The 26,236-nt window shown below is 62.2% G+C and carries 25 protein-coding genes; 20 read left to right on the forward strand and 5 right to left on the reverse strand.

The features are described from left to right. Window positions 1–1,300: 1,300 nt before the first annotated feature. The 7 genes from ACZI8R_RS20780 (at window position 1,301) to ACZI8R_RS20810 (ending at window position 7,459) form a co-directional block, all read left to right on the forward strand. Entirely contained in the window at window positions 1,301–2,716 is a 1,416-nt protein-coding gene (locus tag ACZI8R_RS20780; RefSeq protein ID WP_463381539.1) for a type IV secretion system DNA-binding domain-containing protein, read from the forward strand. A 15-nt stretch (window positions 2,717–2,731) separates the two neighbouring features. After that, the gene (locus ACZI8R_RS20785) at window positions 2,732–3,055 is read left to right on the forward strand and encodes a hypothetical protein (protein WP_463381540.1); all 324 of its coding nucleotides are present in this window, start codon (window positions 2,732–2,734) and stop codon (window positions 3,053–3,055) included. A 557-nt stretch (window positions 3,056–3,612) separates the two neighbouring features. Beyond that, entirely contained in the window at window positions 3,613–4,167 is a 555-nt protein-coding gene (locus ACZI8R_RS20790) for an RNA polymerase sigma factor sigma-70 region 4 domain-containing protein (protein WP_463381541.1), read from the forward strand. Beyond that, the gene (locus ACZI8R_RS20795) at window positions 4,157–4,900 is read left to right on the forward strand and encodes a prepilin peptidase (RefSeq protein WP_463381542.1); all 744 of its coding nucleotides are present in this window, start codon (window positions 4,157–4,159) and stop codon (window positions 4,898–4,900) included. Before ACZI8R_RS20790 ends, ACZI8R_RS20795 begins: the two co-directional genes overlap by 11 nt. Window positions 4,901–5,047: 147 nt before the next feature. After that, on the forward strand, window positions 5,048–5,791 hold the full coding sequence (locus ACZI8R_RS20800) for an HNH endonuclease family protein (RefSeq protein ID WP_463381543.1): 744 nt from the start codon (window positions 5,048–5,050) through the stop codon (window positions 5,789–5,791). After that, complete coding sequence (locus ACZI8R_RS20805; RefSeq protein ID WP_463381544.1) at window positions 5,788–6,174, forward strand: hypothetical protein; 387 nt, start codon at window positions 5,788–5,790, stop codon at window positions 6,172–6,174. The genes ACZI8R_RS20800 and ACZI8R_RS20805 overlap by 4 nt, the downstream gene beginning before the upstream one ends. A gap of 397 nt (window positions 6,175–6,571) precedes the next feature. Then, on the forward strand, window positions 6,572–7,459 hold the full coding sequence (locus tag ACZI8R_RS20810; RefSeq protein ID WP_463381545.1) for a hypothetical protein: 888 nt from the start codon (window positions 6,572–6,574) through the stop codon (window positions 7,457–7,459). Between the two features lie 257 nt (window positions 7,460–7,716). Here the strand turns inward: ACZI8R_RS20810 and ACZI8R_RS20815 are convergent, their stop codons facing one another. Both ACZI8R_RS20815 and ACZI8R_RS20820 read right to left on the reverse strand, forming a co-directional pair. After that, window positions 7,717–8,214, reverse strand: a complete 498-nt coding sequence (locus ACZI8R_RS20815) for a hypothetical protein (protein ID WP_463381546.1) — start codon at window positions 8,212–8,214, stop codon at window positions 7,717–7,719. Between the two features lie 192 nt (window positions 8,215–8,406). Further along, window positions 8,407–9,255: a phosphoadenosine phosphosulfate reductase domain-containing protein gene (locus ACZI8R_RS20820; RefSeq protein ID WP_463381563.1), complete on the reverse strand. Its 849-nt coding sequence runs from the start codon at window positions 9,253–9,255 to the stop codon at window positions 8,407–8,409. A 563-nt stretch (window positions 9,256–9,818) separates the two neighbouring features. Between ACZI8R_RS20820 and ACZI8R_RS20825 the strand changes: the two genes are divergently transcribed. The 5 genes from ACZI8R_RS20825 (at window position 9,819) to ACZI8R_RS20845 (ending at window position 14,873) form a co-directional block, all read left to right on the forward strand. After that, window positions 9,819–10,832 carry a MinD/ParA family ATP-binding protein gene (locus ACZI8R_RS20825; RefSeq protein ID WP_463381547.1) on the forward strand — a complete coding sequence of 338 codons (1,014 nt, stop codon included), beginning with the start codon at window positions 9,819–9,821 and terminating at the stop codon, window positions 10,830–10,832. A 793-nt stretch (window positions 10,833–11,625) separates the two neighbouring features. Further along, on the forward strand, window positions 11,626–12,051 hold the full coding sequence (locus tag ACZI8R_RS20830) for a hypothetical protein (protein ID WP_463381548.1): 426 nt from the start codon (window positions 11,626–11,628) through the stop codon (window positions 12,049–12,051). Beyond that, a complete protein-coding gene (locus ACZI8R_RS20835) occupies window positions 12,048–12,899 on the forward strand; it encodes an RAMP superfamily CRISPR-associated protein (protein WP_463381549.1) in 852 nt (283 codons plus the stop codon). Before ACZI8R_RS20830 ends, ACZI8R_RS20835 begins: the two co-directional genes overlap by 4 nt. Window positions 12,900–13,876: 977 nt before the next feature. Continuing rightward, window positions 13,877–14,260 (forward strand): hypothetical protein, encoded by a 384-nt coding sequence (locus ACZI8R_RS20840; protein ID WP_463381550.1) that lies wholly within the window; start codon window positions 13,877–13,879, stop codon window positions 14,258–14,260. Between the two features lie 376 nt (window positions 14,261–14,636). Then, complete coding sequence (locus tag ACZI8R_RS20845) at window positions 14,637–14,873, forward strand: hypothetical protein (protein WP_463381551.1); 237 nt, start codon at window positions 14,637–14,639, stop codon at window positions 14,871–14,873. A gap of 653 nt (window positions 14,874–15,526) precedes the next feature. Here the strand turns inward: ACZI8R_RS20845 and ACZI8R_RS20850 are convergent. Together ACZI8R_RS20850 and ACZI8R_RS20855 are read right to left on the reverse strand one after the other, a co-directional pair. Further along, complete coding sequence (locus ACZI8R_RS20850; protein ID WP_463381552.1) at window positions 15,527–17,080, reverse strand: exonuclease domain-containing protein; 1,554 nt, start codon at window positions 17,078–17,080, stop codon at window positions 15,527–15,529. A gap of 11 nt (window positions 17,081–17,091) precedes the next feature. After that, window positions 17,092–17,670 carry a hypothetical protein gene (locus tag ACZI8R_RS20855; protein ID WP_463381553.1) on the reverse strand — a complete coding sequence of 193 codons (579 nt, stop codon included), beginning with the start codon at window positions 17,668–17,670 and terminating at the stop codon, window positions 17,092–17,094. 235 nt (window positions 17,671–17,905) lie between these two features. On the opposite strand from ACZI8R_RS20855, the gene ACZI8R_RS20860 reads away from it, so the two are divergent. The 6 genes from ACZI8R_RS20860 to ACZI8R_RS20885 are packed head-to-tail and all read left to right on the forward strand — an operon-like array spanning window position 17,906 to window position 23,335. After that, window positions 17,906–19,003: an AAA family ATPase gene (locus tag ACZI8R_RS20860; protein ID WP_463381554.1), complete on the forward strand. Its 1,098-nt coding sequence runs from the start codon at window positions 17,906–17,908 to the stop codon at window positions 19,001–19,003. Continuing rightward, the gene (locus ACZI8R_RS20865) at window positions 19,000–20,268 is read left to right on the forward strand and encodes a vWA domain-containing protein (RefSeq protein WP_463381555.1); all 1,269 of its coding nucleotides are present in this window, start codon (window positions 19,000–19,002) and stop codon (window positions 20,266–20,268) included. Before ACZI8R_RS20860 ends, ACZI8R_RS20865 begins: the two co-directional genes overlap by 4 nt. Next, complete coding sequence (locus ACZI8R_RS20870; RefSeq protein ID WP_463381556.1) at window positions 20,268–20,450, forward strand: hypothetical protein; 183 nt, start codon at window positions 20,268–20,270, stop codon at window positions 20,448–20,450. The genes ACZI8R_RS20865 and ACZI8R_RS20870 overlap by 1 nt, the downstream gene beginning before the upstream one ends. Continuing rightward, the gene (locus ACZI8R_RS20875) at window positions 20,447–21,634 is read left to right on the forward strand and encodes a hypothetical protein (RefSeq protein WP_463381557.1); all 1,188 of its coding nucleotides are present in this window, start codon (window positions 20,447–20,449) and stop codon (window positions 21,632–21,634) included. Before ACZI8R_RS20870 ends, ACZI8R_RS20875 begins: the two co-directional genes overlap by 4 nt. Window positions 21,635–21,668: 34 nt before the next feature. Next, a complete protein-coding gene (locus ACZI8R_RS20880) occupies window positions 21,669–22,973 on the forward strand; it encodes an AAA family ATPase (protein ID WP_463381558.1) in 1,305 nt (434 codons plus the stop codon). Between the two features lie 29 nt (window positions 22,974–23,002). Next, on the forward strand, window positions 23,003–23,335 hold the full coding sequence (locus tag ACZI8R_RS20885; protein ID WP_463381559.1) for a hypothetical protein: 333 nt from the start codon (window positions 23,003–23,005) through the stop codon (window positions 23,333–23,335). A 25-nt stretch (window positions 23,336–23,360) separates the two neighbouring features. On the opposite strand, the gene ACZI8R_RS20890 is transcribed toward ACZI8R_RS20885, so the two are convergent. After that, entirely contained in the window at window positions 23,361–23,681 is a 321-nt protein-coding gene (locus ACZI8R_RS20890) for a hypothetical protein (protein ID WP_463381560.1), read from the reverse strand. 217 nt (window positions 23,682–23,898) lie between these two features. On the opposite strand from ACZI8R_RS20890, the gene ACZI8R_RS20895 reads away from it, so the two are divergent. Together ACZI8R_RS20895 and ACZI8R_RS20900 are read left to right on the forward strand one after the other, a co-directional pair. Continuing rightward, the gene (locus ACZI8R_RS20895) at window positions 23,899–24,939 is read left to right on the forward strand and encodes a DUF3560 domain-containing protein (protein WP_463381561.1); all 1,041 of its coding nucleotides are present in this window, start codon (window positions 23,899–23,901) and stop codon (window positions 24,937–24,939) included. Between the two features lie 297 nt (window positions 24,940–25,236). Then, window positions 25,237–26,019 (forward strand): hypothetical protein, encoded by a 783-nt coding sequence (locus tag ACZI8R_RS20900; RefSeq protein ID WP_463381562.1) that lies wholly within the window; start codon window positions 25,237–25,239, stop codon window positions 26,017–26,019. Window positions 26,020–26,236 lie beyond the last annotated feature (217 nt).

Consider the following 26,236-nt stretch of genomic DNA (forward strand, 5'->3'; position numbering starts at 1 on the left):
AATCCGGTCGCACGACGGGATTGGGGCCGAGGATCCCGACAAGATCGTTGGAATTCGTCGACGCCTCACACTCGGAAAGCTGGAGGTCGGCGAACCAGTGGACTGACATCGACCGGCGGAACCTACAGGACTTCTGGGGTTCTGTCGGTAGTCGACAGGTGGACGTCCGGTAACCGGCCAGCGCTAGTTGTGGGGAACTGGTGCTACAGCGACCCGACTGCGGGCGAGAAATGTTCGCCCTCCTGGATGTCACAGACGTCGCCCATGACCCATCTCTATTTAGCAGGCGCCGAGAAAGAGCTCAGCGATCCAGCAAGGAGAAAGTCATGGCCGAGCCGGAAACTGGCCCACAGATGATCACTTCAGTGCTGACCATCTCTGTGGGCGCGGACAGCGCACGAATTGTCGCGAGTGATTCCTACCCGACTGGGAGTAGGGAACACGTCAAGTGTTGCCGCCCTCGCCGCCAGCATCCTGTTTTCGATATTCCAAGTCAGCGGTCCGACGAATGAGCCTTGCTACTAGGAAGGGAGCACAAGCGAACCCGCCGCGGACAGCATCCCTCATTCCGCAGTCGCACCCATGGATGCGGAACGCGACGATCACCGCTGCCGGCGCTGTGATCTTTGCTGCAGCAGCACCGCTCGTCCAGTTTGAGTCATGGGCGACTCCGGGCGCGGTTGGTCTCGGCCTCGGTGCAGTCGGGGTTGGTGCGCATGGCTATCGCGTCCAGCTGCGCGCACAGGAGACCGATCGTGCCACGGAACAGCTGTGCCACGTGATCGGGCTGGCCGAGCCGAGTCGAGAGGCATTGCGTGCGACGCGGTGGTCGAACAGGTGGGTTGGTCGTCCAGGTCGGCTCGTTGTCCGATACCCCTCGGCGAAGCTGAATCTCGACCCGGACTTCGTGCCGCGAGTGGTAGAGGTTCTATCGGGCCAGATGTGGGGTCCGTATCGACTATCGAAGCATCAGCGCAAGCAGTGCCGCATGGTGTTCGTACCGGACGAGCGGTCAACGGTCGATCATGAGGAGACACTTCAGGCAGCACGCGCGAAGCGCACTGTTTTGACCCTGCTCGGCCCGACAGGGTGCATCACCAAGACTGAACTCGATCCGACGACCGGTGAGGTGGCGGCGCTCGAAGCCAAGCACGAGATCGGCGTGAAGCTCGCACCGTCCGGGTATCGGGCACGGATCGAGCGCACTGTATCGACGAACCTTCCCGGTCGTTGGCGGGCACGATGGAACCTCGAGACTGACTGGGTCCGCTTCGAGGTCCGACCTACCTTCCCGGCGAGTGTGTGGCATCCACGGATCGACATCGAGGACGATTTCAATCCCCTGACGAACTACGACGCCGTGAGGATTCCTTACGGGGTCGATGAGGATGGAAACGTCCTGTCGTGGAGGCCGGCCTTCGACCCGCACATGATGTTCGTGGGATCAACCGGTACAGGCAAGACCGGTGCAGCCCACACCGTACTGACCGAGATCACGGCCCGCGGCTGGATCGTCTGGGTGGTAGACGGCAAAGGCGTCGAGTTCCTCGGCTACCAGGACTGGCCGAACGTGCAGATCGTCGCTTCACGAATCGAACACCAGGCGGCCGTCATTCACCGTGCTTGGCAGGTGATGGAAGAACGCTATGACGCCATCACCACCGGCGACGCCCAGGAGACAGATTTCCAGCCACTCTTCGTCTTCCTCGACGAGTTTGCCGATTTCCGCGGGAACCTCCTCAATTGGTACTCGACAATCAAGGGTAAGGGCGATCCCGCAAAGCCCAGGACGCTACAAGAGGTGGCCAGTATTGCCCGCAAGGGTCGTACAGCGCGCGTGCATTTTGTTTTCGGCACTCAGCGTCCGGACGCCGAGTACTTCGGCGGTGACATGCGAGACAACTTCCGCATGCGAATCTCTTTGGGAAGGCTCTCCCCGCAAGGCGCCATGATGATGTGGGAGTCGCAAACCATCGGCACCACCATCCCGCGAGGTTGCCGTGGCCGGGCCACCACCATCAACGACAACAACGACGTGGTGGAGATCCAGACCTATCGCACCCCTGATCCGCGGAAGGTTCAAGCGGGAAGCGAAGGATACGAGGAGCTCGAGGCGCTGAGACCTAAGAGCGTTCGTCATGAACGCCTCGTGATCCTCGACCCCGAACCCGACCCTGTCGATATCGACACCGGCGATTCGACAGAAGAAGTCGAGCTGAGGTTCCACCACTATGCCCAGGCGCCGTGGGGTCGGGCAGAGGACCATCCCCGATTCGATCCAGTAGCGCAGCGCAGTCGAAAGCGCAGCGGACCCGCCCGCGGCGCGGACCCAATGTCGATTCTCAATATTCCGGCAGGCGGGATCCGGACAACGGTGGAAGACCTCTTCGAAGAAGCGACCTCTCATCGACACACGCCTGCGTTGTCCGTCGTTCCTGATCTTGACCAGAGCGCCGAATCCGATGAGCTCGACGATTGGGAAGGCTTCTCCGAGGCGTCCGGACGTTCGCCGGCCGACCTTCAAGTAGGTGACCTGGTGTTGGTCGAAGAAGGCGACGAGCAATGGGCAGTCATCGACAGCGAGCCGGGACCCGACGAGTTCGACGAGGACCATTACGCAATCACTTGGCGAGGAGATGGCGATACCGAAGGGGTCCTGTCTGTTCCGTGCGATGCCGAGGTTCTGTGCCGCCGCCCCCTTGAATTTGCCACCTAGAGAAGGAGATCGACTGTGCACAACGACAATCAACGCGCATTGAGCGACGAGGACACCATTGCTCTGCTGTTCGCTTCCCCGTTCTTGATACCGATCGTTCTCGGTCTAGTGCCAAGCTGGGCGGACAAGGTGGGCGGATGGCTACGAGAGCACAATATTCTCGTCGACTCGGTCGATGCGCTGTGGGTGTTGCCAGGGCTGGACGCTGGTGTTGACGGCAGGCGCCTGGTGTTGGGCGCTGCCGTGGTCGTGATCCTGGTGGCGGGGATGGTCACCGCTGGCCGCGCGAGCTATAAGCGCCGAATGCATCGGCGTTTGCAGACAGGCGACCGATTGTGAGTAATCGCCCCACAACCGCAATGCTGGACGAGCGCAGCAGTTCTGAGGTACCGTCGGCCTCGTCCTTCTTTATGACGCGGTTTAACCAACCGTACAAACGAAAAGAGTTTCCAATGTCCTTGGATACCCATGTTTCGCGTACGCCCACTTCGTGGTCGAGCGACTGCTTTCGGCAGTCCAACCGACTCGCTCACGCGCCTGTCGAACTGTCCCCTTCTGCCGCTACAGTAAGTGCGGAGCCGGGCGCGGCGACGATGGGGTGGTTCCCGGAATCTCATGCCCGGTTGGGCCGCGCTTCGCGCCGGTCCTACCGACGCGGCGAGGGATCTAGGACATCCTCTCGCCGCGTCGGTTCCCGCGGGGCCGTGGTCTCTGAAGCACCGACCAGCGATGTCCGTTCACATCTTCGAGCACTACTTCGTGGCGGGTTCGAGGTGAAGCAACTCGCAAGAATGACTGGACTTTCCCCACAAAAGCTGACCGTGATTCTGAAAAGCGGTGCAACACACGCGTCCCCGACATCGGTGGACAGGGTATTGGCCGTCAAGTTCCACCCTATGGACGACGACCGGCGGAAGACCCCCGCCATCGGTGCCAAGCGTCGGCTACAGGCACTGGCGTCTTTGGGCTTCTCGTTCGAGAGTCTCGCTTCCCGGCTTCGTCAGCCGATCGCCCAGATCGAGGCCCTGCCCAGCGATGCTTTGATCAGCAGCCGCTTGTGGTTCTCGATCTCGGATCTCTACGACGAGTTGTCGATGATTCCAACCGCACCGGACGAACAAGTCCGGGACTGGGCACGCTACGAGATGGGCTGGTCGCCGCCGTTGGCATGGGATGACGACGAGATCGACGATCCGCGGGCTCGTCCACACAATCCGACCGGATGCCTCGGCGTCGACGACGTTGCGGTGAAGCGTCGTGTCGACGGAGACACGAGTGTCCACCTGTCACCTGACGAGGCCCAGGTCATTCTGGGTATGTCAGTCAAGCGGGGATGGAGCAGGCATACCCTCGCCGAAGTTCTCGGAATTTCGGAGGAGGCGGCTGCTCGCCGGTTGGTTCGTTACCGTCAGCGCATGCGTACCAACCTTCCTGCCGCTGATGTTGCCTGATCGGGGTCGTGTTCTCGTCCGACTCTCGGCGACTGCTGCGTTGGCGATCGGCGTGTGGGGCGTGGCGCGCTCCGCGGACTCGGTGCCGGCAATGATTGCCCTGACGCTGGCCGCTGGTCTGTGCAGTTCGCTCGCCATGGTTTTGCTGGCTGGGCCGGTCAAGCTCTGGTGTGCGGCGGCCGAGATCGAGTTCGATCTGCGGGACGGGTGGTACACGGCGCTCGCTGCGATCTCGGGGTTCCTCGGTGGTGCCACTGTGTGGGTTTCGGACCACAGCATGGTCGCTTGGTTGCTCCTATTGCCGATCGGCTTATGGGCTGCGGCTGTCGATGCACAAACCTCTCGTATCCCGGCGGTACTGACCTACTGGGCGGCCGCGGGTACGGCGCTGCTTTTGGTGTTGGCGAGCCTCGTTGCCGGGGACCCGTCCGCATTGATTCGCGCACTGCTGGTGGGTACGGCCACTTCCTTCACGTTGTTCCTTCTCGCGGTGCTCACCTCGGGTGGCATTGGCATGGCGGATGTCAGACTGGCGTTTCCTCTGGGTGCTGTGCTCGGATATCTCTCATGGCAACTCTTCCTTCCCGGATTGGTTTTGCCTTTGCTGCTGATGTTTCCGGTTGCCGTTTCTCGCATCTGGAAGGGAGCTCATCGTTCTGAAGGGATGGCTGCAGGTCCCTACATGGTGGCCGGATGCGCACTGTTGATCGCCCTGCACGCAATACACGGGTGAAACCGGAACCTCTGGTCCACTAGAACAGTTTGCGATCACCCGTTGGAGCCGTGAGCTGCAGGTTTGAAGTTCGCGAGGTCGAGGGTGTCCCCACCCGAAGCTATGGTTCGACCGAATTGGGTGGATCCGCATCTCGGAAGGAAACATATGCGCCGCAAGACAAAGGCACTGCTGCCACTGGTCGCCGCTGCCATTGTGGGAATTGGTGGTTGGGCCAGCCTTCCCGCGTCCTCGGAACCCACGCCTCGACCCCCCTCAGTGGCGGACATGAATTTTGCGGTGATTGCCGCGGCGATGATCGACGCCGCCAACCCGATCTCAAATTTGCCGGAGGTACCTGGCTACGAGCGTGGATGCAGTCCGGACCAAGCGTGCAGCTTCGGCCCCGCCTGGACTGACGACCATGATGGAACAGGCGGCAGAAATGGCTGTGACACGCGCAACGATGTCATCGCGTCCAGCCTGTCCGACGTGGCATTCAAGCCGGGCACCCACGACTGTGTTGTTCTCAGTGGGACTCATGACGATCCATATCTGGGTGAGAGAGTCCAGTTCGATCGATCGGACGCCAGCAAAATGCACATCGACCACGTCGTACCCCTCGCTCGTAGTTGGAATCTCGGCGCATCCGAGTGGCCGATCGAGAAGCGGGTGGCGTTCGCCAATGACCAGGAGCTGAATTTGCTCGCTGTAGACGGTGCAACCAACCAGTCGAAGTCCGACAAGGGCCTCGACGAATGGCTCCCTCCAAATGAAGCGTTTCACTGCGAGTATGCGGCACGCTACTTACAAGTCAGCGACAAGTACGAGCTCGCGGTGACTGTGGGTGACATTTCCGCAGCGTCCACCGTGTGCGGCCTGGACGAAGAAGAAGAGGAACAGCAGCGATGACAACCGTAGGAAAGAAGGCAGGATCTGCTCGCAAAGCCGCCGAAGCCGCAGCTCAGAAGGCCTTGCAGGACAAGGTCACTCTCGTAGGTGCAATCGGAGAGGCGCAGGCGGCCGTGGAGGCGCTCGGTGAGGAGAAGGATCTCCTAGCCCAGCGGCACGAGTCAGAAAGAGACGCCCTCGACCAGAGGATCGTTGACGCGGAGAATCTGGTGCGTGAAGCCTATGAGAAGGCAGTTTCAGACGGATGGACTCCAAAGGACCTTGACGCTATGGGAATCCAAGCGCCGAGGAAGCGTCGAAGGCGTCGCCGGTCCACGCCTGGGCATGGTGAGCAGGGCACCTCGGGTGCAAACTCGTCGGAACCAGGCAACCAGCTGGGGTGACCCAGTGTGGAGGGAGCAACGACCATGTACCTCGATGATCCGGGCAGTATGAGCACCCTCGAGGAGGTGCCGGTTCCGTGTGCATCGTGTGAGCTGGAAGTGGCTGCTGGCGCGATCCTCGAGGTGAGTGTGCACGTCGCCGTATGGGCGGTGACCTTGAAGGATTGCTGCCACGGGCATAGGCGCCAATCTCATTTGGTCTGTCACCATCATTTCTTGGAGTTACTGTGCCAACCATTTCCAGGATCGTGCCCTTCCTGCGGGTGGGTCAGTGACTCGATAGCCGACGTTGTCGACACGGTGATGAGCCTCAACGGCGGTGAGACCAGCTCGGGTGCGGATGTTGCATCCGAGATCGACAGATTTGTCGACGGTCCGGAAAGGGGTTCGGACGGCGATGGCTTACAGCAGTAGCCCGGATGGTTCAGCGGTTGTCGATATCGATCGAGGAGACTCCAGCTTTCCGCGAAAGAAGCAAGCTGAGGTTGTTTCGGAGTCTTCGTATATCGACCGCCACCGTGAAAGGGCCGGGGCCCACCAGATGGACGCTGCTGTAGAGCAAATGTCACTGACGCGCGCGGCTAAGGATCTCAATCGTGCTTACCCCAGGGCCACGGTGTTGGATCGTCTTCACCCCAGAAAAGTGCGTGTACTTCCGGAAGAGATCGAACTACGAACGAACTTGAGCTCACGGCAGGCGAAAGCTCGATCCACGATCAAACGCAACGTATTCGAATCCATGCCGAACACCCAGTATGAGGCTACGGTACGGATGATTTCCGATCCCGGCGTGTGGTCGCGAACGAACTCTGCGCTTTCGAGCGTGAACGGTGACGCTGTGCAGCTCGACGATGATCAGCGTAAGCATGTTCAGCGGATCGACCGAGCGATTCAGTCGTACGAGAAGAAGTCTGCCCGTGGACATGTCGTCTATACCGAAGTGACGATGCCTGACTCAACCACCCTTCGTGAACAGCTCCCGTCAAGCCTTGGACCGGGAGCGGTCGTGGCATTCGACCGCTTCACAATGACGAGTCACAACCTCGATGAGCTCGACGGCAATCGTGGAACGAACGACGTTGCCCTCGAGATCCAAACGGCCAGGGGGATGTACCTCGGAAGGTCGGATTCGTCCGGTGGCGACACATCCCATTTGTTGCCGCGAGGGATCCAGTTTGAGGTGGTCAGAGCGCACAACGCTCCCTATGCGCGATCTGACGGCACTGTGGGAGAACGCCTCGTTGTCCAGCTGCGCGACATCGCCCATTCTGCAAAGGAGAATTGAGATGGTGTGGAAGGACAAGCACGGTCGGCCGGAACCGTTCGTGCACCCTGACATCAAGAGCGGCAACGCAGACGGCAAGGCGCGAATCCGCCTGCTGAGGGAGGCTGAGAGACCCCCGGATCGGGTAGTCGACCATGAACGGCCTACGGCATAGAAAATCGGAGGTCACCCGATGGGTGTGCCTCCGACTCTCGCTGTGCAATTTCAGTGCACACAGACTACCTTTTTAGGTTGTCGCTGTACAGATTTGGTAGGAGTTAGGACTGGTCCACATCTGGGTCCAGCCCCAATTTGGGGAGTACGCGCCACAAGCGCTCGTCGTCACCGTCTCGTCGGTGGCGTGCGATGGCTTGCGTTAGTTGGTCGATGACTTCACGGGCCCGAGGGTTGTACTGCGCGGCTTTCGCCCCCGCCCACGCGAGGGGCTCGCTGTCAGCTTTGTCCAAACGGTCTTGAGCCATGACGCACCGATCAATGAATATCGATGCTCGCTTCTCCTGCGACGCGGTGATCTCGTTGGTGTCGAGAGCAGACTTGGTCTCGGAAACGAACTGCTCGAGGACGCTGTCGGCGCGGGCAGCCAAGTCAGCGTCGAATCCCACCACATTCCAGAAGTTGCGCCAATGCGCGTTGTACTTGCGATCCTGGCTGCGAGGAATCAGATGATCGCGGAGAACCTCAGCAAGCTCGTCATCGTTGAGCGAATCGAGGTCACGAGCCGTCCTGAAGGCAGGCAGCGGTACCGGTTGCTTCACTCGCCTCCACGGCTCCGGCACTGACATCGACGTCCTTTCATGTCACCCGATTGTCTCTCAATCTGACGATCGCACTGCGCGAATGAGTCCGGCACAAGATACCCGCCCACCGCCTCACCCTCGACGTCGATTCGGACCAAACATGTTGGCCGGCGCTTTCGATCAGCCAGCAGACTTCACCGGTGGGGAGACCTAAGTGAACTCTCGGATTCTAGGAAGAATTGCCGCGAGTTCCTCGAACAGTGATGGCCATCCCCGTCGGATCCAGGTCACTCGACCTCTCTCGAGGAAGCTCCCGTCGATGATGTGGCTGACGCGTTGTTGGCGCTCGGGAACACCGAGGTCGGTCAGGGTTCGGTATACGGGGTTGGTAGGAAGCGAATTTCGAGAGATATAGGTCCACACGTCGTCGTGCGACCAATCCCAGAGAGGCCCGTAAACAGTGGTGCCGTCGGTGCGACGGATGGTACCGCCGTGTCGTTGCCGCTGTTCCTCGCTGGTGTTGCAGCATTGGTGGCAGTGGCGCCGAGTCTCGTCGGCGAGGGCGCGGTGATACAAACTCCATCTCCCGGTGCCCTTCGCTGACTCGTCAGCGCGCACACCCCACAGTTCCCCTGGGCCATGGTCTACGTGTCCACGTGAAGCCGGACCGGTGATCAGAATGTCGTGCAGCTTGCGGGTCTCGTGGACAGAAGGAGCTGAAAGGTCCCATGCGCCCGACTCAGCGAGGACATCTAGCAAGGGAGGTGTCGAGGGATACACGCAAAGGTTGAGGCCCCAGCTATCGGCCAGCGCAGCTATGTAGCGGTAGGTTTCAGGGTATTCGGCACCGGAATCGAAGAATGCAACCGGAACATTCGGATCTACCTGCAGGGCGAGATGTAGAACCACCAACGAGTCTTTCCCTCCGGAGAACGCCAGGTATCCGTCGTGCTCGGTGAGGTGCCGTCCGATTCTGTCTCGTACGAGATCAGTGTCATGACGTAACCGTCGGTACGAGCGAAGAAACCCCAGGTCGAGCCCCTGTGGGTCGGTGGGCATCGTGACCCTTTCTAGGCGTCTGAGGCGATCGGTCGAACCGACCATAAGCCGGGCTTCGATCCTCGCCAAAGCGCCGCGGCCGCCGGCGAGGATGGTTGCATGCTGCGCTGAGTGTCCATATCCGGTGATAACGTCCCGTCCAGAACCCATTGACCTGCAGAAAGAAAGGGGGGGACACCGTGCCCAATGACCAGAACGACGCACACCCGCCGACATGGCTCAGCGGTGAGGACGAGGCGAAGTCCGAGTCGCGAACGAGTAGCAATGGCAGCCAGGCGGCAACCACGACGCACCGAGTGTCGTCAACGAAGGACGGTGGTCCTTCTGTCCGGCCGCAACAGGCGGAAACTCCCACTGAGCGATCCAGTTCTCTCTCGTCACCCTTGTTGCATGGGAACAGTGACCAGGTTGGTCGTGCGCCGGCTACTCCACCGGTCGGTCCCGCGCCCGCTCCACGAAGCCAGGGCCACCAACCGCACAATTCTGAGGTCAAACAGTTCCCCCAGGATGCTCCTGGCGTCTTCCACAGGAAGGCCGAACAGGACCCGGCGCAGGTGTCACCGGTGCCAGCCTCGCGCCAGACTGCGGGATCCCAGGTGTCGCCACAGTCGGGCTTTCGAACATCGTCTCCACCGCAGCAGATTTCGTCAGTCGACGATCTCGACATCATCAACCGGGCTAAACGTCCCCCCGAGCGTGGCATCGGGAAGTTCCTCTACAAGATCAGCGCCGGCAAGATCAACACCGGGCAAACACAAGCGGAGATCGAACACCAAAACCTCGTGCGCCGCGTCAATCACCCGGTTCGGGGGGTGTACAAAATCGCCTTTGTCTCTCTGAAGGGTGGAGTCGGCAAGACCACCGTGACGAAGACCGCCGGCGCGACCTTCGCGTCACTTCGCGGCGACCGGGTTGTTGCGCTCGATGCGAATCCCGACCTGGGCACCTTGGCGGAGCGAGAGCACCGAGAGCACCGGTTCACCGTTCGTGACTTGTTGGCCGATGAGAACATTCGTTCGTACAGCGACGTTCGTGCATACACTTCGCAAGGGGAAAGTCGCCTGGAGATCCTCGCCAGCGAGAAAGATCCGGCTACCTCGGAGTCGTTCAACGAACAGGACTATCTCGATGCCTTGAGTATCCTCGAAGTCCACTACAACCTCATCCTGACTGATTGCGGCACCGGAATCATGCACTCGGCGATGCGTGGCGTCTTGGCGGAAGCCGATGCCTTGGTCGTGGTCAGTCCGACCGCACAGGATGGTGCGCGCAGTGCCGAAGCCACCCTTGCCTGGCTCAACGAGCACGGGTACCAACGACTCGTAGATCGCACCGTGGTCGTCATCAACAGCTCAAAGCCGGGGCCCTCGCCGATGAACCTCGACAAGCTGCGACAGGTCTTCCTCCAACAAGGTGTGCGTGCGGTACGCGCGTTGCCGTACGACGATCACTTGGGTGAAGGCGGCGTAGTCGATTTGAAGCTGTTGAGCAAGAACAGTGCTCGGGCATACCTGGAGCTGGCCGCCGAGATCGCATCCGATTTCCCCGAGCCGAGTGGCCGCCATGTAAAGAATTGAAATGGCTCACATGCCAGAAACGTGCAGGGTAGACCCGTAATCGGGTCTACCCTGCACGCTTTAGTGATGGCCTGGGCGTCCTGGTGTGCAGCTAATGTCCGCACATGTTCTCTCGCTTGGACACTCCCAATGCCGACTCCACCAGATTTGCGGGATATGACGTCTGCACAGCCGCGTACATCGCTGCAAAGCCATTCCCACTCGACGCCACATCGACCATTGGCAGATGTGCCAGATGCGCCCGCACAGGGTCAGCCTGTGTGCCCGTGCGGAAAGTTGTATCGCGGACGTTCACAGGGTTCGGTTCGTGGCAGGCGCCGAACGAACAGGGACTGTGTTTTGTGTGTGCCTGGAGCTATCGCGACCACACGTTGAGGTCGACAATTCACCTCGTAACAGCAAGACCCGCGTTGCTCCCATTGACATCCGCAGGTCTATCTCAAGAGCTCGCCGGCCCCATGGCGCCCGACCGCGCGTTGATTGTTCCATCTCGTATGGGACGCAAGCATCTGTTGCCTCACGCACGCTGGGGTGCGGTGACGGTAGACGACGTATGCCTGCCGTGGGGTCCCTCCGATGCGCTGACACTCCATGCGATGTGCCGTCTGCGCGCTGATGGGTTCGCTGGTCCTGCCCTGAAAGGGTCCGCGCCGCCCTACCGGGTCCTGCGAACGATCACCCGATCGAAATGGCCACGTGTCCTGGAGGACTGGGACCAACTCAACGGCTGGCGTAAAGAGCCGGCCTGGTGGCAGTTGGGCATCCGGGCTTCGGATACTCGGGAGAAGTTGTCATGAGAGCAACGGATTCACCGACGACGAAATGGCTGGAAAGCGCGCCGGAGCTGCCTCGGCTCGAAGGGCCGCACGCCGTGGCCGAACGTCTCGTGCTGCTGGTCCACTACGGAATTGATTGGGAGAACAGCTGGGTTGCGTCCAGGCGGAGAACCTACTGGGACCACCATTTGCCGGACCGTATCCGGATCGCGACCTATCGTTCGGGCGAGAGCTTGGACAGATGGTGGAGTCTGGTTGCCGCGCAGTTGGAATCCACACCAAAGTTTGACCAACGCCGCGAGTTGACCACCCTGTTGAGAGAACCCGCGAAACCGGTTCTGATGACTCTGCGCTTGTCCACCAGGGCACTCGTGCTGAGAACACAGATCGTTGCCGATGCATACCGGGATGCTCGACGCGCAGAGAACGGAAAGAGCACATGACCAGTACGATTCATTGGGATCTTGATCTGACCGCGTTGTCATCCATCAGCCACAAAGATGACGGGACAAACACAACCACCGCCCTGTTTCGTCGTGAACCGGTCATTCAGCCGGACGGCACCGAGGAACTTGTGCCCATCGTGTCTGGAAACTCGTTCCGGGGTTCGCTCCGGCGGATCGGTGAAGAGCTGATGCGTGATGTTCTCGAGTACGAAGGAACGCTGTCGTTGCCGGCTGCGCACACGTTGCGTAGTGGGGGTGCGCTCCGGAAAGTGAACGGAGAACCACTGTCCGGTAGCAGACTTGAGCGGGTTCGCAGCCTGATCCCACAGATCGCAGTATTCGGTGGAAGCACCACCGGCACCATGATCAAAGGTCGACTGCAAGTCGGTAAGGTCGTCCCCCGAGTAAAAGAGACCGAACACATTCTCGCGAGACCTGCTTCAAGCACTCTGCCAGGCCAGTTCGAACTCATGGGTATCGAAAATTACAGCAGATTTGATGATTCCGATTCCGGAGATTTTCCACGCCCGGCCAGCCACGATGCGCGATCGAATGGGCATCTCATGCGCTATGAGATAGAGACACTCCCGGCTGGCACCCAGTTCGAGTGCTGGATCCGAATGAGCCGAGCGACAGCCGCGCAGGTGTCCTTCTTTGATGACGTACTGCAGCACTTCTCGAAGTTCGGACGTCTCGGTGGGAGGCAGGCCATCGGACACGGGGTCGTCCGAGTGGTCGCTGAGCGGCAGATCCTCAGTGGTGACATTCCCGAGGCAATCGACTGGCGAGAGCACTTGCGCCGAAACCGCGAAGAAGCCCTGTCCGTGCTAGCCGAGCTGCAATGATGCGCCCGTTTCTCGTTCGCGCCCACCTACCCCATGGCATCGCGCATTCAAATCCCTGGTCGATCAGCCTCGATGGCATCTTGGCCGCCGAGCTATGGGATGCACACAAGTCGGCAGAACGGCAGGCGGGGAGAGAAGTAGCGAGCATGGACATATCGGTCGATCCTCCGGATCTTGATCTGCCGCTCGACCGCTGCTGCAGCGATGATCCGGACAGCGACGATTGGCATTGGGCTTGTACCTGCGCACTTCCAGAAAGCCCGGTTGGCCGCCAAACTGTCCGCTACTGGAGTGGTCGCACCGACCACACAGCCCTCGGCGACCTTGCCTCCGCGCTGCCTGCGGTGGTCTCCGACCGCCAGGGCCCCTACCGTGCCCGTGTTATGCCGCTGCTTGTCACATCGACAACCAGCGTGTGCTGGAGGGCAGTCGGTGATATCGACTCTGTGCGATCGATTCTCGAGCCTGTCGCAGCGATCGGTAAGAAGCGAAGCCAAGGAGAAGGCCGGGTACGTCGGTGGGAGTTCGAGGAATTGGACGATGACCTTTGGGCTGCAGGGCATCTCCATGCTGACGGCACACTGGGGCGCCCGGCCCCGGCAAGGTGCTTCACTGAACGCACCTGCCCGCCAAGTGAGGCGCTCGGCATCGCCGCGATTCGCCCACCCCATATGCATCCTTCACGCATGAGGCAGCTATACCTTCCTGTTGCGCCTCATCGGCCCTACTAGTTGATGTTTGGCTAGCCGACTCGTTCCACGAAGGCCAAAGGTAGGAGTTGGTGAAGTCGAATCGACGGATCCATGTTCGTCAGAGAACCACGCTCGGTCGCTACCGTCCACACTGCTCCACGAGTCACCCAGCCCCGGCAAAGGACGACCACTGAAGTCCATCGGTCCAGGCATCGCGTCAACACTGTCCTAACCCGCAACAACTAGGCACTTGCCTACTAGGCAAGTGCCTAGTACTGTGTGGGTATGACCACACCTACCAGCATCACTCCGGGCAACCTCGGAGGTAATGCCGAGATCGCCGCACTTCTACTCGTCAGTCGCCAACGCGTGACTCAGTTGACGAAGAAGCCGGATTTCCCTTCGCCTATTGCTGAGCTGTCGATGGGGGATGTCTACGATCTTGCCGCGGTGCAGTTCTGGGCAATGAAGAATGATCGCGACCTGATTGATCGACTGACCATGACCTTCGGGCAGTACCTCGACGAGTCGATAGCGGTCGCGGACGAGGATGCCGATCTGGATGTCATGCGCTCCGATTTCCTTGCGTTCATCGAACCGTACGGATTCGCGCTCGACGAGAAGATTCCGGCCAACTTTGTAGAAAGCATGCGGAAGTTCTTGTTTTAGTAGGCGGGGGTGTTCGGACCGCTGTGACCAGTCGTTGTCTTTGGTGACGGTGGCAACGCTAGAAGAGGTGGTGCGCCCCTGCCGCCTCGCCCGTCCCCGCCAAGATGGTTCACTGAACGCACCTGCCCGCCAAGTGAGGCGCTCGGCATCGCCGCGATTCGCCCACCCCATATGCATCCTTCACGCATGAGGCAGCTATACCTTCCTGTTGCGCCTCATCGGCCCTACTAGTTGATGTTTGGCAGCCGACTCGTTCCACGAAGGCCCTGTAGACATTTACCCGCTCGCTATGTGCCCTCCGGTGTCCATGGTGGCTGCTAGCGTCCACGAGGGATCGTCAAGATCGTTGAACATACTTTTGGAGGGGGTGCCGAAGATGGCATCGGAAGAGCTGCGTGGGGCTGCATTGGAGATTGTGTCAGGAAAAATTCTGGCCGTCGGCGGCGCTGTGCTGAACCTGTGTGCTCTCGTCTTTGCGCTCACCATGGATGACGTGTCTGCATGGGCGACTGTGGTGTTGGCCGTCTGCGGCCTTGTCGCTCTGGTGGCCGGCCTCGAGCGTCGCAACCGCGGAAACGCGACGATCAACTCGATACGAAGAGGGCTGGACTGATGAAAATCAGCCGACAGTGTTCAACTCGACAATCCGACCGCGCTGAGTTGGTGGGGGAAGACGTGATCCGAAGGCTTGATTCCACCCGCGAGCGATGCCCCGAAGATGCGTCTGACGGTGCCAATGCACCTTTGCTTTCCACATCAGAGGGGAAATCATGAGGTACTCGACGTTCGTGTTCTTGTTGGTGGGAGTGGTGGCGGTACCGATTGTTCTGGGGTTGGTTGGGCTGCTGGATTTCGAGGAGGTTCTCGCTGTTCTAGGTTCGGTGCTGTTGACAGGTTGGGTGTTGTCAGTGGTGGTGATGGTGACTCGCAAACGCGATCGACCTCAACCACATAGGGGCGGCGCCCGCAGTTCGCAGACAGAGGGCGGTGACCGTGTGTTTTTCGGGCTACTCGACTAGTGGCCGCGTCAGTAGTATTCGGGCCTGTATGCCCCGCCCTTCTTGGTAGTGCAGCTGTCGCCTATTGATACGGTCCGGAGGGCTGAAAGTGTCCGGGTGGCCACAACTCGCTTGGTTCCGTGCGCCATTTCTGGCGTCTGATGTCCGTACGGTGGAGTGTGCGTGGGTGGCTCGCCCCCCAGCTGCGCCCACGTAGGCCCCTGTCGTTGACCACCCCCCCGGTCCGGCAGGGGCGCTCCATGTCGGGTTAGTTGCGTGGTTTGCAGGTTGAGCAGCCGGCTGCGATGTCACTGAGTCGTTCGGCGCTGATTCTTTCGCACCGCCGGCAGCGCACGTGATGCGGATCGTCGGGCAGCGACGGTGCCGTCAGTGGACCGAGGTAGTGGTAACCATGTTCTTGCGCAACCTCTTGTGCCTCGACGAGAGGCACCGGGTTCGTGTGCGCCCATTGTCCTTGCATGGCACGGGAATCTGCCGCCCATCGTCGCCAGAAGCATGCCCGGCACGTCGGCTCTCCTGTCGTGTTCTTGTCCAGGGTGTATGCGAATCGGTAGTGCGCCTGGACTGTGCAGGTGAGGCATTCGGTCAACTGCCAGTCGTCGACGCGCGTGAATGATTCCAGTGCCCGGATCCCACCCTGGCGTTGCTGCTCGACGATGTGACGCTCACACCATGTGGGTTTCGATCGCGTCTTGAACGCTGCAGTGCTGGTGCATCCCTGGCTTGAACAGATCTGCGTGGTCGGGACTGGATCCCGCCGCAGTGCTCGCGGTGGTTTGGGTGTCGGCCGTTCCGTCAGTGGCACCTTGCGTAGGCGCTGCGCGGTCGCCGGCACCTTTTCGGAGGGGACGTCTGATTCGAGAAGGGTGGCAGGCCCGTCCAGTGGCTTGCCTTCGAGACACCGCAGGAAGTCGTCTTCGGTCATCACCTCGATCGGCTGTCCCTTTTCCTGGAGCTCGAACGCTTTTCGGGTCTTGCCGGTGACGTGGGATCCAGGCCGCAACACTGCCGGGTTGATGTCACCGACGACCAGCACGTTGGTGCGTTTCGTCGTTGCAGCCTCGGCAACGGCGCCGATTCGGGCGCATTCCGCCCACGCGATCTGTCGGGTCATCGACATCAGGGTGCCGGTGAACACCACCACCCTGCCGAACAAGTAGCCGTCGACGTCTGCATCGGGATTCAGTTCAGGTTTCACGAGACGGGAAAGTCCGCTGCTCGTGGTTGCGATGCTGCCCGTGTACAGGCCGGCCGTCATCCTCCCGATGCGAACCCCCACCGACGCCGAGAGTTCGTCGAGGGTGGCGGCACCTTGATGCATTGCCAGACCGCGCACCACTGCGACCACGGCGTACGCATCTGCAAGCGCATCATGATGATCTATCGCGGCACCGCCGAAATGCTCGACCACGTACGGTAAGCGGTAGGTCGGCAATGCCAACGCCCGCCGGGCCGCGACCAACGTGCATAGAAACCGCAGATCGGGCCATTCGATGTTGTCCGCCGCACACGCGTATCGGATCACACCGACATCGAACCCGGCATTGTGTGCCACCACGACGTCGTCACCGATGAAGTCCATGATCTTCGGGAGCAGATCCTTCCACCGCGGCTCGTTGGCGACCCGCTCGGCGGAGATCCCGTGGAGATCGACGTTGAACGGCGAAAAATGGTCCACCTGCTCTGGTGGGCGCATCAGCCAATGACGTTCATCGACAGGCTGACCGTCGCGCACCCGCACCAACCCGATCGAGCACGGCGACCCTCGATAGGAGTTGGCCGTTTCGAAATCAACCGCCACATAGTCGAGCATCACGCAGTCCGAACCGGCGTCACCCGGGCCGCGAACCTCGGAGGCAGCTCCGAGATCGTCGGCGTTCTCATCTCTTCCGGCAGGATTGCGGAAGGCTCACCGGTGCGCGGGTCCACCGTTCGCCGCCGCCGCTGCTCCTCCGCCGACAACCAACCCGCCCACACCCCGCGGACATAGTTGGCCACGGCCAACGCTCGATACTGCGGTTCGTCGGCCGCCGGCGGATCCAACACGGGAACATCGGGGAAGATGGGGCGGACAAGCTTCTTCTTGTTCCGTCGACCGTATTCGGCTATGGCCTCAGTGATCTGCTGCTGCCAATCGGTGGTCTCGACGATAAATTCGCCAAACTCACCCACATCGAGGGCATTCCCGAAATCGGCAGGCCTCGCAGTACCTGCAGTCAGCACCACCACACGATTGGTGATCAACGCACGGACTCTCGGTTCGTACCGGTCGTCATCGTTGGGAAGCACGACAGCGTTCGTGTGAGAGACATGCGCCCCGTCACGGGAGGTCAACCACACCGCCGTCATATCGGCACTTTCGGGCCTGTCGATAACAGCAAATCCCAGCATGATTCCCCACCTGTCCGCACGAATAGTTCAGTAAGGATACGACGCGTTTGCACGGCCGATCTGTCGATCAGTCGCTCTACAGAGCGCCGGCCGTTGGCACCGCCACTCACAGTGCCGGGGACTGGGTGTGTGGGGTTGGTTTTCGGGGGTTGTTTGAGCTGGTCAGACCGTATAATCGGGGTTGTCCTGATAGGGGCGCGATTGACCCTCGCGCCGGAGTGATTCGAGGTTTGTGATGGCTGATTTGGCGACTGCTGTGACGGTTGTGGATGCGTGTGGGCGTGCGAATGTTCCGTCGCTGTTGATTTCCGATCCGGGTAAGGGCAAGTCGAGTGTGGTCCGTGGCCTGGCGGCTGCGGAGGGGCAGATTTGCGAGACGGTGCTGGGTTCGATTCGTGAGCCTGCCGATGTGGGTGGGTGGCCGTTGGTCAAGGACGACGGTGTGGTTCTTGCGCCTCCTGCGTGGGCGAAGCGGTTGTTCGAGGCAGAGGGTGGGTATCTGTTTCTGGACGAGTTGACGACGTGCCCTCCTGCGGTGCAGGCGGCGATGTTGGCGGTGGCGCTCGATCGCACGGTGGGCGATCTGGTGTTGCCTGCGGGTACGCGGGTGATTGCGGGTGCCAATCCGGCTGATCGTGCGGCGGGTGGGTATGACCTCGAGCCGCCGTTGGCGAATCGGTTCTGCCATATCGATTTCGAGCCGTCCGTTCAGGAGTGGTTGGACGGTATGGCTACCGGATGGGCTGCGCCGCCTGCCTCGCGTGCGGTGTCCACAGACGTCTCGCGTAGTGCGGTGGCGCGTGGTCAGGTGACGGGGTTCATCAATCGTCGTCCTGATCTGTTGCATGTGTTCCCCGAGTCGGGGGCACAGTCCGGTGGTGCGTGGGCGTCGCGTCGTACATGGGCGATGCTCTCGGCGGTGTTGCCGTATCTGCGTGATGACGACACGGCGGCGGTGCAGGCGGTGGTGTTCGGATTGGTCGGTGAGGGAACGGGTATCGAGTTCCTCGAATGGCGTGCGAATGCAAATCTTCCCGATCCGGTTGCGGTGGTAGAGGACCCGTCGATTGTCGATTGGTCGGGGCGTCCTGATCAGGTGTGGGCAGTGTTGTCGGGTGTGACGACCTGGGCGGCGGCGCGAGGCACCGTGGAGGCGTGGCGGTCGGCGTGGGGTCCGTTGCTGGCTGCGGCGGAGGCTGGCGCTCCCGATGTGGCGGGGGCTGCGGCTCGGACGTTGGCGAAAGCGCGTCCGGCGAAGGCTGCGGTGCCGAAGGCTGCGCGGCAGTTCACGCCGATTCTTGTTGCTGCGGGGTTGACGGAGGTCGCGGCATGAGCGCGGTACGTGAGCTGTCGGTGAGTGAGTTTCGGGCGTTCCGGTTGGCGCGGTTGGTGTCTGCGGAACACATGCCGTACTTCATGCGTGCGTTGTTCGCGGCGCAACCGGTGGCGGCACCGGGGTTGGGCACGTTCGCGGTCGATGCGCGGTGGCGGTTGTACATGGACCCTGCCCTGTTGGTCGGTGAGCAGGCGTGGCCGGTGCCGGTCGCGGGCGCGGTGTTGCTGCACGAGGTGGGGCATTTGTTGCGTGCTCATGCGCCGCGTGCGAAGGATCTGCCGCAACCTGTCGAGCATGTGCGGTGGAACTATGCCGCCGACGCGGAAATCAACGACGACCTACTTGCTGCCGGTGTGGGGTTGCCTGACGGGGTGATCACGCCGCACATGCTCGGGTGCAGTGATGGGGGGATCGCGGAGGACTACTACGCGGCGATCTGTGATCCCGCTGGTTCGCCGCCGATCCCCGAACCTGACGACGGTGATCCTGGGTGTGGTTCCGGTTCGGGGTGTCCTTCGGTGCCGGGTGAACTCGGGTCGGGTGCGGCTGCTGCTGGTGTGGCGGACGGTCTGGATGAGGCAGAGGCCGATCTGGTGCGGAGGCATGTCGCGCAAGCGGTTCGTGAGGCTGGGACCGGGCCGGGGCGCGGCAGTGCCCCGGCAGGGTTGGCGCGGTGGGCGTCGGGCGTGCTGGCACCGCCGACTGTGCCGTGGGATCGGTTGCTGCGTGCAGTGATTCGTCGTGCCGTGGCCGATGCTGCGGGACGCACGAACTATTCGTATGCGCGTCCGCCTCGGCGTGTGGTGCCGGGGATGGTGACGCCGGTGTTGCGTGGTCCTTCGGTGACGGTCTCGATAGTGATCGACACGTCGGGTTCGATGGGTTCGGCTGACCTGGATGCGGCGATGAGTGAGCTCGGCGGGGTGCTGCGCACGTCGGGTGTGGCGCGCGAGCGGGTGCGGTTGCTCTCGTGCGATGCGGAGTCGTCGTCGGCCCGACCGGTGCGTTCGGTCGCGGACGTGGAGCTGGTCGGCGGCGGTGGCACCGATATGCGGGTGGGTATTGCTGCTGCGAACGATGCGCGTCCGGTTCCGCATGTGGTGATCGTGTTGACGGACGGGGATACGCCGTGGCCGGACCGCCCGTCGCGTGCACATTTGGTGTGCGCGGTGATCGGTGGCGGTGACCGGCAGTTGGATGCGACGCCGGGTTGGGCCTCGACGGTGCATGTGCCTGTTGGTGCCGGTTCGGGGCGTCGGTGATGAGCGGGGCGGATGCGATCGCGTTGGAGCGGTATGCGGCGCGGGTGCTGGCCGGAACCGGAATCGGTGTGTCCGACGTGCCGGGTGTGGTGGCCGGTGAGGACGACGGCGCGGTCGCGTCCGCGCTGCGTGATGGGTGGCGCTGTGCGAGTGGCCGTGATGCGAGCGGGGGTGTGGGATGAGTGTCGAGTGGTTCGATCTGGCTCAGCGGCTGTATGCGGCGCGCACTGGTGATCCGGTGCCTCGGCTTGCGCACTCGACGTTCACGCCGTCTGCGGATGCGCTGGCGGTGCGTGCGGTGGCGCGGGGAAAGACGGTCACTGTCACGGTCGCTGCTGCCGGTGGCTCCGAGTCGAGTGCCGACGACGCGGACGGGTTGAGGTTGTTGGCTGCGCACGGCGGCACGCTTTCCGCGTCGGGGCCGGTGCAGTTGATCACCGACCGCCCGGCGACGGTGGGCGTGCTGTTGGGATTGGCACGCGGGTGTGCGCACGACGGCGATGCCGATGTATCGGGTGCGGCGGCGCTGGTCGGTTGGTGGGCTGATCGGGCCGATCATCCCGGTGCGGGTGCGGTGGTCGAACTGGTGTCGGCGTCGTCGGCTCGGTTCGTGCTCGGGACGGACCCAGCGGGGCAGAGGTCGGCTCAGGTGTGGCGGCGTTGGCTCGGTGTCGGTGACGATTCGGTGGCCGGGTTGCACGAGTGGGCTGCGCGGGTCGGAGACGGCGCACTGTTGCCGTTGCTGACCTCGATTCATGAGGACGACAGCTACACGTTCGGGCGTGCGCAAGCCTCGTTCGTGGACGGATATGACTGGACTCGGCCCGATAATCCGGCGCGCGCCGCGATGGGCTTGCGGGGGCGGTGTGATGCCGCTGATGTGTATTCGGCGGCGCTGCTGGGTGATCCGCTGTGGCGTCGGCGCGCTGTGCATACCGGGCATGTGGCTGTCGGCACGGCGGCGGTTGCCGCGCCGGTCGCTGGTTCGCGTCGGCGTAACCCCTCGGTTGCGGTGACCTGCGAGCGCATCGACTCCCGGTTGCGACCGGGCACGGCAGTGACCGGGTGGTCCGGTGACGTGAGTGCTGCGCCGTTCGAGCGGTTCTTCACCACGGTGCGCACGGCGCAGGTGCACGGTGGGCGTCTGGTGCTCGGTCTCGAGTCGTTCGGCTCGCATGTGCCCGCGCCGGGGGCGTCGGTGGTGGTGATGCCGCAACCGCCGGATATGGGCACGTTGCGTTCGGGACGTAGCAGGTATCGGCGCTTGTTCGCGGCGCGCCGGTCGTGGCTGTCGACTGGGCAGACGCCGGTTCCGCAACGCCGCGATGTGCCGCTGGATGTGCTCATTGCCGGTGCTGAGGACTGACCACACACAACCGCTTGAAGAGGTGAACTCAATCATGAGAATTGTTGCCCCGCAGAATGATGCACAAACGAAGACTTCCGTGTCGGCTGTTCCGGCTCCGGTCGCCGCGCCTGCCGCTCCGTTGTCGGAGTGGCCGGGGTCGGACATCATGGACGACCCGCTGACGGCGCGGGTGATGTTCTCGGTGTGGTCGGGTGATCCTGCTGTCGTCGTGCCCTCGCCTCCCGGTTCGGGAAAGACTCGGTTGGTCGCGTTGTTGTCGGCGGCGTTGGCGCACCGGGCGGACTTGCGTATCGGTGTCGCCGCACAGACGCGGGAGCAGGCCCTTGAGATTGCGCGGCGATTGGGCAAGCTCACCGACCGTGCATCGTTGATGTGGACGGCCAAGGCTCCGGTGCCGGACAGCGGCGCGACGAGGGTGCTCTCGGGCAAGGCAATTCGGTGGAACCGCAAGGGTGGGTCCATCCTGATCGGCACGACGGCGAAATGGTTGTTCTCCGAACCCGATCAAGTGGGGGCGGACGTGCTGATCGTGGACGAGGCGTGGCAGTGCACGTATGCCGATCTCGGCGCGCTCGGCGCTATGGCGAATCAGGTGGTGTGCGTCGGTGATCCCGGCCAGATCGATCCGGTGGTCACCGGAGACGGCTCACGGTGGGCCGCGAGCGAGACTGCCCCGAATCTGCCTTCGCCCGATGCGTTGATCGCCGCGCACGGTGACGCGGTGGGGGTGGTGCGGTTGCGGTACACGTGGCGTCTCGGACCGGCGACGACTGCTCTGATTCAGCCGATCTTCTACCCGACGTTGCCGTTCACGTCGCGTCGTCCACCTGAGCACCTGGACGACGGCGGCACGGTCGTTCCGGAAATCGGGCACCGCATGGTCACCGTGAGCGGTGGCGCGTGCGATCCGAGTGTGATCGCTGCGTGCACGGATCGGGTGCGCGAATTGCTTGCCCATGATCTGGTCACCGATTCCGGCTGTGTACCGATGAGGGCCGATGACATTGCGGTGGTGGTGCCGCACGTGACTCAGGCGGCGGCGATTCGCGCCACGCTCACCGATCACCCGAATGTGCTGGTCGATACCGCCAACAGCCTGCAAGGGCTCGAACGGCGTGCCGTCGTGGTTCTGCATCCGTTGGCCGGGTATCGCACTGCCGAACCGTTCGCTCTCGACCTCGGGCGAACTTGCGTGATGCTCTCTCGGCATCGCGCCCATATGACTGTCGTCGTGGACGACGCGACTGCCGGTGTCCTGACCGACTCCGAGTCCTCAATCCCACGCGATACCAACGTCAGCCTCCTGGCTGCGCTGCTCGGCACCCCTGCCGTGTAGGAAACCCGAAGAATGAAGGAAGTAGCACCATGACCGAACCGACCTACCCCGCTGCGACGATCACGGGCGGCGCATCGCATCTGGGCGCGCTCGAGCCGATGCTGTTCGCCGCCGATCCTGTCGCGAACACTCTGACCGACTCCTCACCCGTGCACGAGAACACGGCCCGTGCACTGCGCGCTGCTCGCGCACTGACCAAGTACGCGAGCACGTGCGGCACCCTCACGGAAGAGTTCTCGACCGTCCTCGGTGATGCGCTCGGTGACTTGCGGCATCTGTGCGATGCCCTCGGAGTCGAGTGGCAGACGGTGAACGAGCGCGGCGAACATCACTACGACTGCGAGCTACGCGGCGTCGTGTGAGTCCGCACAGTGACGGCGCGTGCGTTCAGCTGGGAACGTCCAGCGAGACGCGAACGTCCGCGTCGTCACTGATGCCTTCCACGAACACCACCGAACAACGGAACTCGCGCGTGCCTGGCGTCCCATCCATCGCATTCAAGTCCACCAGGCCCTTCACGGACCAGTCCACACTGCTGAACTCGGTGGCCTCGACCTCACGAAACGTGTGCGTGCTGGACCAATCCGTGCGGCGCTCGACCGCACCCTGGCAGTGATCGATAGCGCCGTCGTCGCCCTTGAAGTCGTACGAGTTGCATCCGACAAGGGGAAGCACGACCAGCACGGCGACGCCCATGATCTTCTTCATTCGCAATATGTACCAGACAAAACCGGCAAAACCGCAATTCCGGCCGAACCGCCACCGGCCACGGCTACGGCCCTGCCCCTCGCGGTGCCGGGGGCAGGGCCGTAGATCAGTCGAATTGCCGTGTGAACAGCGGTAATATCTGTCTCGCAGTTACGTTGTTGTCCACCTTTTGGAGCGATTGACCACCGCTCCCGCGATGTGTATCGGAGTCCATCTCATGGCCGATCTGACCATTACGCACACTCCCGCTGAGGGAACTCTCATCGACGGCACGAGCAAAGGGGATCCGTGCATCGCGATCCTGCGCGCGAACCGCTGGCGCTGGGGCCGCTCTATCGGATGCTGGTTCGTTCCGCAGTCGCGTGATCGTGCGCCGAAGCGCCACATCATCCGCGCCACCGTTGCCGCGCTGGAATCCGCCGGCAACACCGTCTCGGTGGATATCGAGGAAGGATATCGGCCGGCGTCCGAGGTGGAAGCGGACAAGATCGCCCGACAGGCCGAACGGGTGGACGCGCTCGACGCCAGGGCCGACCGCGCGGCAGCCGCCGAGCAGGCTGCCGACGAACGCGCCACCGAACTGACCAACCGCGTTCCGTTCGGCCAACCGATTCTCCAAGATCACTACAGCGCCCCCGCGATGCGCCGCCACTACGAACGGGTGCACAAGGCCTCCCACGATGCTGTGCAGGCGTATCGGCTGGCCGAGTACAGGAGAGGCCGCGCCGAGGTTGCCGCGCGGACCACAGATCGCCGCTACCGGCCGGGGGTGGTCGCTCGCCGCATCGAGACCAAACAGGCAGATGCGCGCCGCGTTCGCCGCCAGCTCGACGGCAGTACGCGCACCCTCGGAACGGTGCACGGGCAGAAGCTCGTCGAAACCACGACCGCAGCGACCGGCGAGCACCGTGACCGACTCGAGCACGAGCTCGCGCACATCGAGGACGAGATCGCCTACTGGCAGGGCGTACGTGAGCAGCAGATCGCAGACGGCACGGCAACGCCGTGGGACCGCAGCAACCTGAGCAAAGGGGACAGGGTCTACTACGGCGGCGAATGGCTGCCCGTGCAGCGCGTGAACGCGAAATCTGTGACCGTTCCCTCGATGGTTCCTGGCTACACGGACACACTCCCGTACAACCGAATCGTTGCGGCCTGCACGGAGGATCGAAAGATGATCCGAATTGTCGATGGAGAGCGAGTTGTTGACGCACCAGCGGACAATGAAGCTGCGCCGTCGCAACCTGACCTAAGATAACGAAGCCATAACACCGGGCCGGGAGAGAAGACTTCTTCCGGCTCGGTGCCCGTCCACCTGCCCGGCGCGCCGATAGCTTGCCGAACAGGTGTGGTGTCCCCGGCGCTCACAGTGCCGGGGACACCACACCGGAGAGGTTGAAGGGAACCCTCCCGAACGTGTAAACCTGTTGTGCTGCAACGTGTAACGAGCAACAAACCGCTGACATAGCGGCGCGTTTCCGTGATAGTCTCGATGAGTCCTGATGTGAGTGGCGGACTGACCATCTGCCCAGATCCCTTCGAAAGGGTGTTTGTTATGACTGCTGTTGCAGAACCGATCGAAACTACTGCTGTGGCCGCCGATGCTGCCGCAACCGACTTGGCAACTCCGGCTTTGCCGGCAGTTCGCGTGACCGTGAAGGCTGCGGATCTCGAAAAGCTCGTGAAGACCGCGCTTGTTTTCACGTCTCAGGACGCCACCTTGCCGATGCTGGGCATGGTGCGATTCGATGTAGCGGACGGCTATCTCGTAGCGCAGTCGACAGACCGATTCCGTATCGGGGTGGTGCGCATCCCGTGCGAGCTCGGGAATCCCGGCACGTTCACTGCGCTACTCGACGGAGCAAGCCTCAAACGGCTGCTGCCGGCGCTCAAGACAACCGGCCGATCACGTCGAGCAGCGGAGATCTCCGCAGAACTGCGTCACACGGCACCGAATCGAGTCTCCGTCCAGGTGGGCGAAGGCGAGTTCGCCGGCGGTTTCACGGAACTGACGCTGGAAGACCAGCAGGTAGAGGTCAATTTCCCGAAGTGCGCACAGCTGATCCCGAAGGACCTCGGCCCGATAGACGATGAGGATTCGACCGGCTCCCGGTTCCTGGTTACGCCGAAGTACCTGGCATCGTTCGAGAAGGCCGCATGGTCGAAGTCTGATTCCATGGTTGTGGAGGGGGATGGCCGGAGCCGACCCATCACAATCCGAGTCGGTGAGCACTTCCTCGGCCTCCTGATGCCCGTGCGTGCCGGCATAGGCAACGAGAGCCACACACGCGATTCCTGGACCTCTTTGATCGATACGTTGAAGAACCCAGGCAGCTAAGCGAGGGCGCGGGAATCCCGTCCCCTGTCGAGCGGGGAGGGTAGTGAAATCACTACCCTCCCAGGCCCCGAACGGCCGCGCAGCGGTCGTTCTGTCCGGCAGGGATCCTGCAGTGCGCGCCGTCCTGCCGAGCCGCGCAGCGGCCGGCGAACTCCCGTCACAGGCACGCCTTGGCGGGCCTTGCTCTTCTGGAAGCTGGGCGCAGCCCAGCTTGGAG

This window comes from Rhodococcus huquni, from assembly GCF_055231055.1.

Bases quoted from the DNA above. Each gene is read 5' to 3' on its own strand.
- ACZI8R_RS20790 (WP_463381541.1), top strand. From the start codon at position 3,613: ATGGACGACGACCGGCGGAAGACCCCCGCCATCGGTGCCAAGCGTCGG.
- ACZI8R_RS20795 (WP_463381542.1), top strand. From the start codon at position 4,157: ATGTTGCCTGATCGGGGTCGTGTTCTCGTCCGACTCTCGGCGACTGCT.
- ACZI8R_RS20800 (WP_463381543.1), top strand. From the start codon at position 5,048: ATGCGCCGCAAGACAAAGGCACTGCTGCCACTGGTCGCCGCTGCCATT.
- ACZI8R_RS20805 (WP_463381544.1), top strand. From the start codon at position 5,788: ATGACAACCGTAGGAAAGAAGGCAGGATCTGCTCGCAAAGCCGCCGAA.
- ACZI8R_RS20810 (WP_463381545.1), top strand. From the start codon at position 6,572: ATGGCTTACAGCAGTAGCCCGGATGGTTCAGCGGTTGTCGATATCGAT.
- ACZI8R_RS20820 (WP_463381563.1), bottom strand. From the start codon at position 9,255: ATGCCCACCGACCCACAGGGGCTCGACCTGGGGTTTCTTCGCTCGTAC.
- ACZI8R_RS20830 (WP_463381548.1), top strand. From the start codon at position 11,626: ATGAGAGCAACGGATTCACCGACGACGAAATGGCTGGAAAGCGCGCCG.
- ACZI8R_RS20835 (WP_463381549.1), top strand. From the start codon at position 12,048: ATGACCAGTACGATTCATTGGGATCTTGATCTGACCGCGTTGTCATCC.
- ACZI8R_RS20840 (WP_463381550.1), top strand. From the start codon at position 13,877: ATGACCACACCTACCAGCATCACTCCGGGCAACCTCGGAGGTAATGCC.
- ACZI8R_RS20845 (WP_463381551.1), top strand. From the start codon at position 14,637: ATGGCATCGGAAGAGCTGCGTGGGGCTGCATTGGAGATTGTGTCAGGA.
- ACZI8R_RS20855 (WP_463381553.1), bottom strand. From the start codon at position 17,670: ATGCTGGGATTTGCTGTTATCGACAGGCCCGAAAGTGCCGATATGACG.
- ACZI8R_RS20860 (WP_463381554.1), top strand. From the start codon at position 17,906: ATGGCTGATTTGGCGACTGCTGTGACGGTTGTGGATGCGTGTGGGCGT.
- ACZI8R_RS20865 (WP_463381555.1), top strand. From the start codon at position 19,000: ATGAGCGCGGTACGTGAGCTGTCGGTGAGTGAGTTTCGGGCGTTCCGG.
- ACZI8R_RS20870 (WP_463381556.1), top strand. From the start codon at position 20,268: ATGAGCGGGGCGGATGCGATCGCGTTGGAGCGGTATGCGGCGCGGGTG.
- ACZI8R_RS20875 (WP_463381557.1), top strand. From the start codon at position 20,447: ATGAGTGTCGAGTGGTTCGATCTGGCTCAGCGGCTGTATGCGGCGCGC.
- ACZI8R_RS20880 (WP_463381558.1), top strand. From the start codon at position 21,669: ATGAGAATTGTTGCCCCGCAGAATGATGCACAAACGAAGACTTCCGTG.
- ACZI8R_RS20885 (WP_463381559.1), top strand. From the start codon at position 23,003: ATGACCGAACCGACCTACCCCGCTGCGACGATCACGGGCGGCGCATCG.
- ACZI8R_RS20890 (WP_463381560.1), bottom strand. From the start codon at position 23,681: ATGAAGAAGATCATGGGCGTCGCCGTGCTGGTCGTGCTTCCCCTTGTC.
- ACZI8R_RS20895 (WP_463381561.1), top strand. From the start codon at position 23,899: ATGGCCGATCTGACCATTACGCACACTCCCGCTGAGGGAACTCTCATC.
- ACZI8R_RS20900 (WP_463381562.1), top strand. From the start codon at position 25,237: ATGACTGCTGTTGCAGAACCGATCGAAACTACTGCTGTGGCCGCCGAT.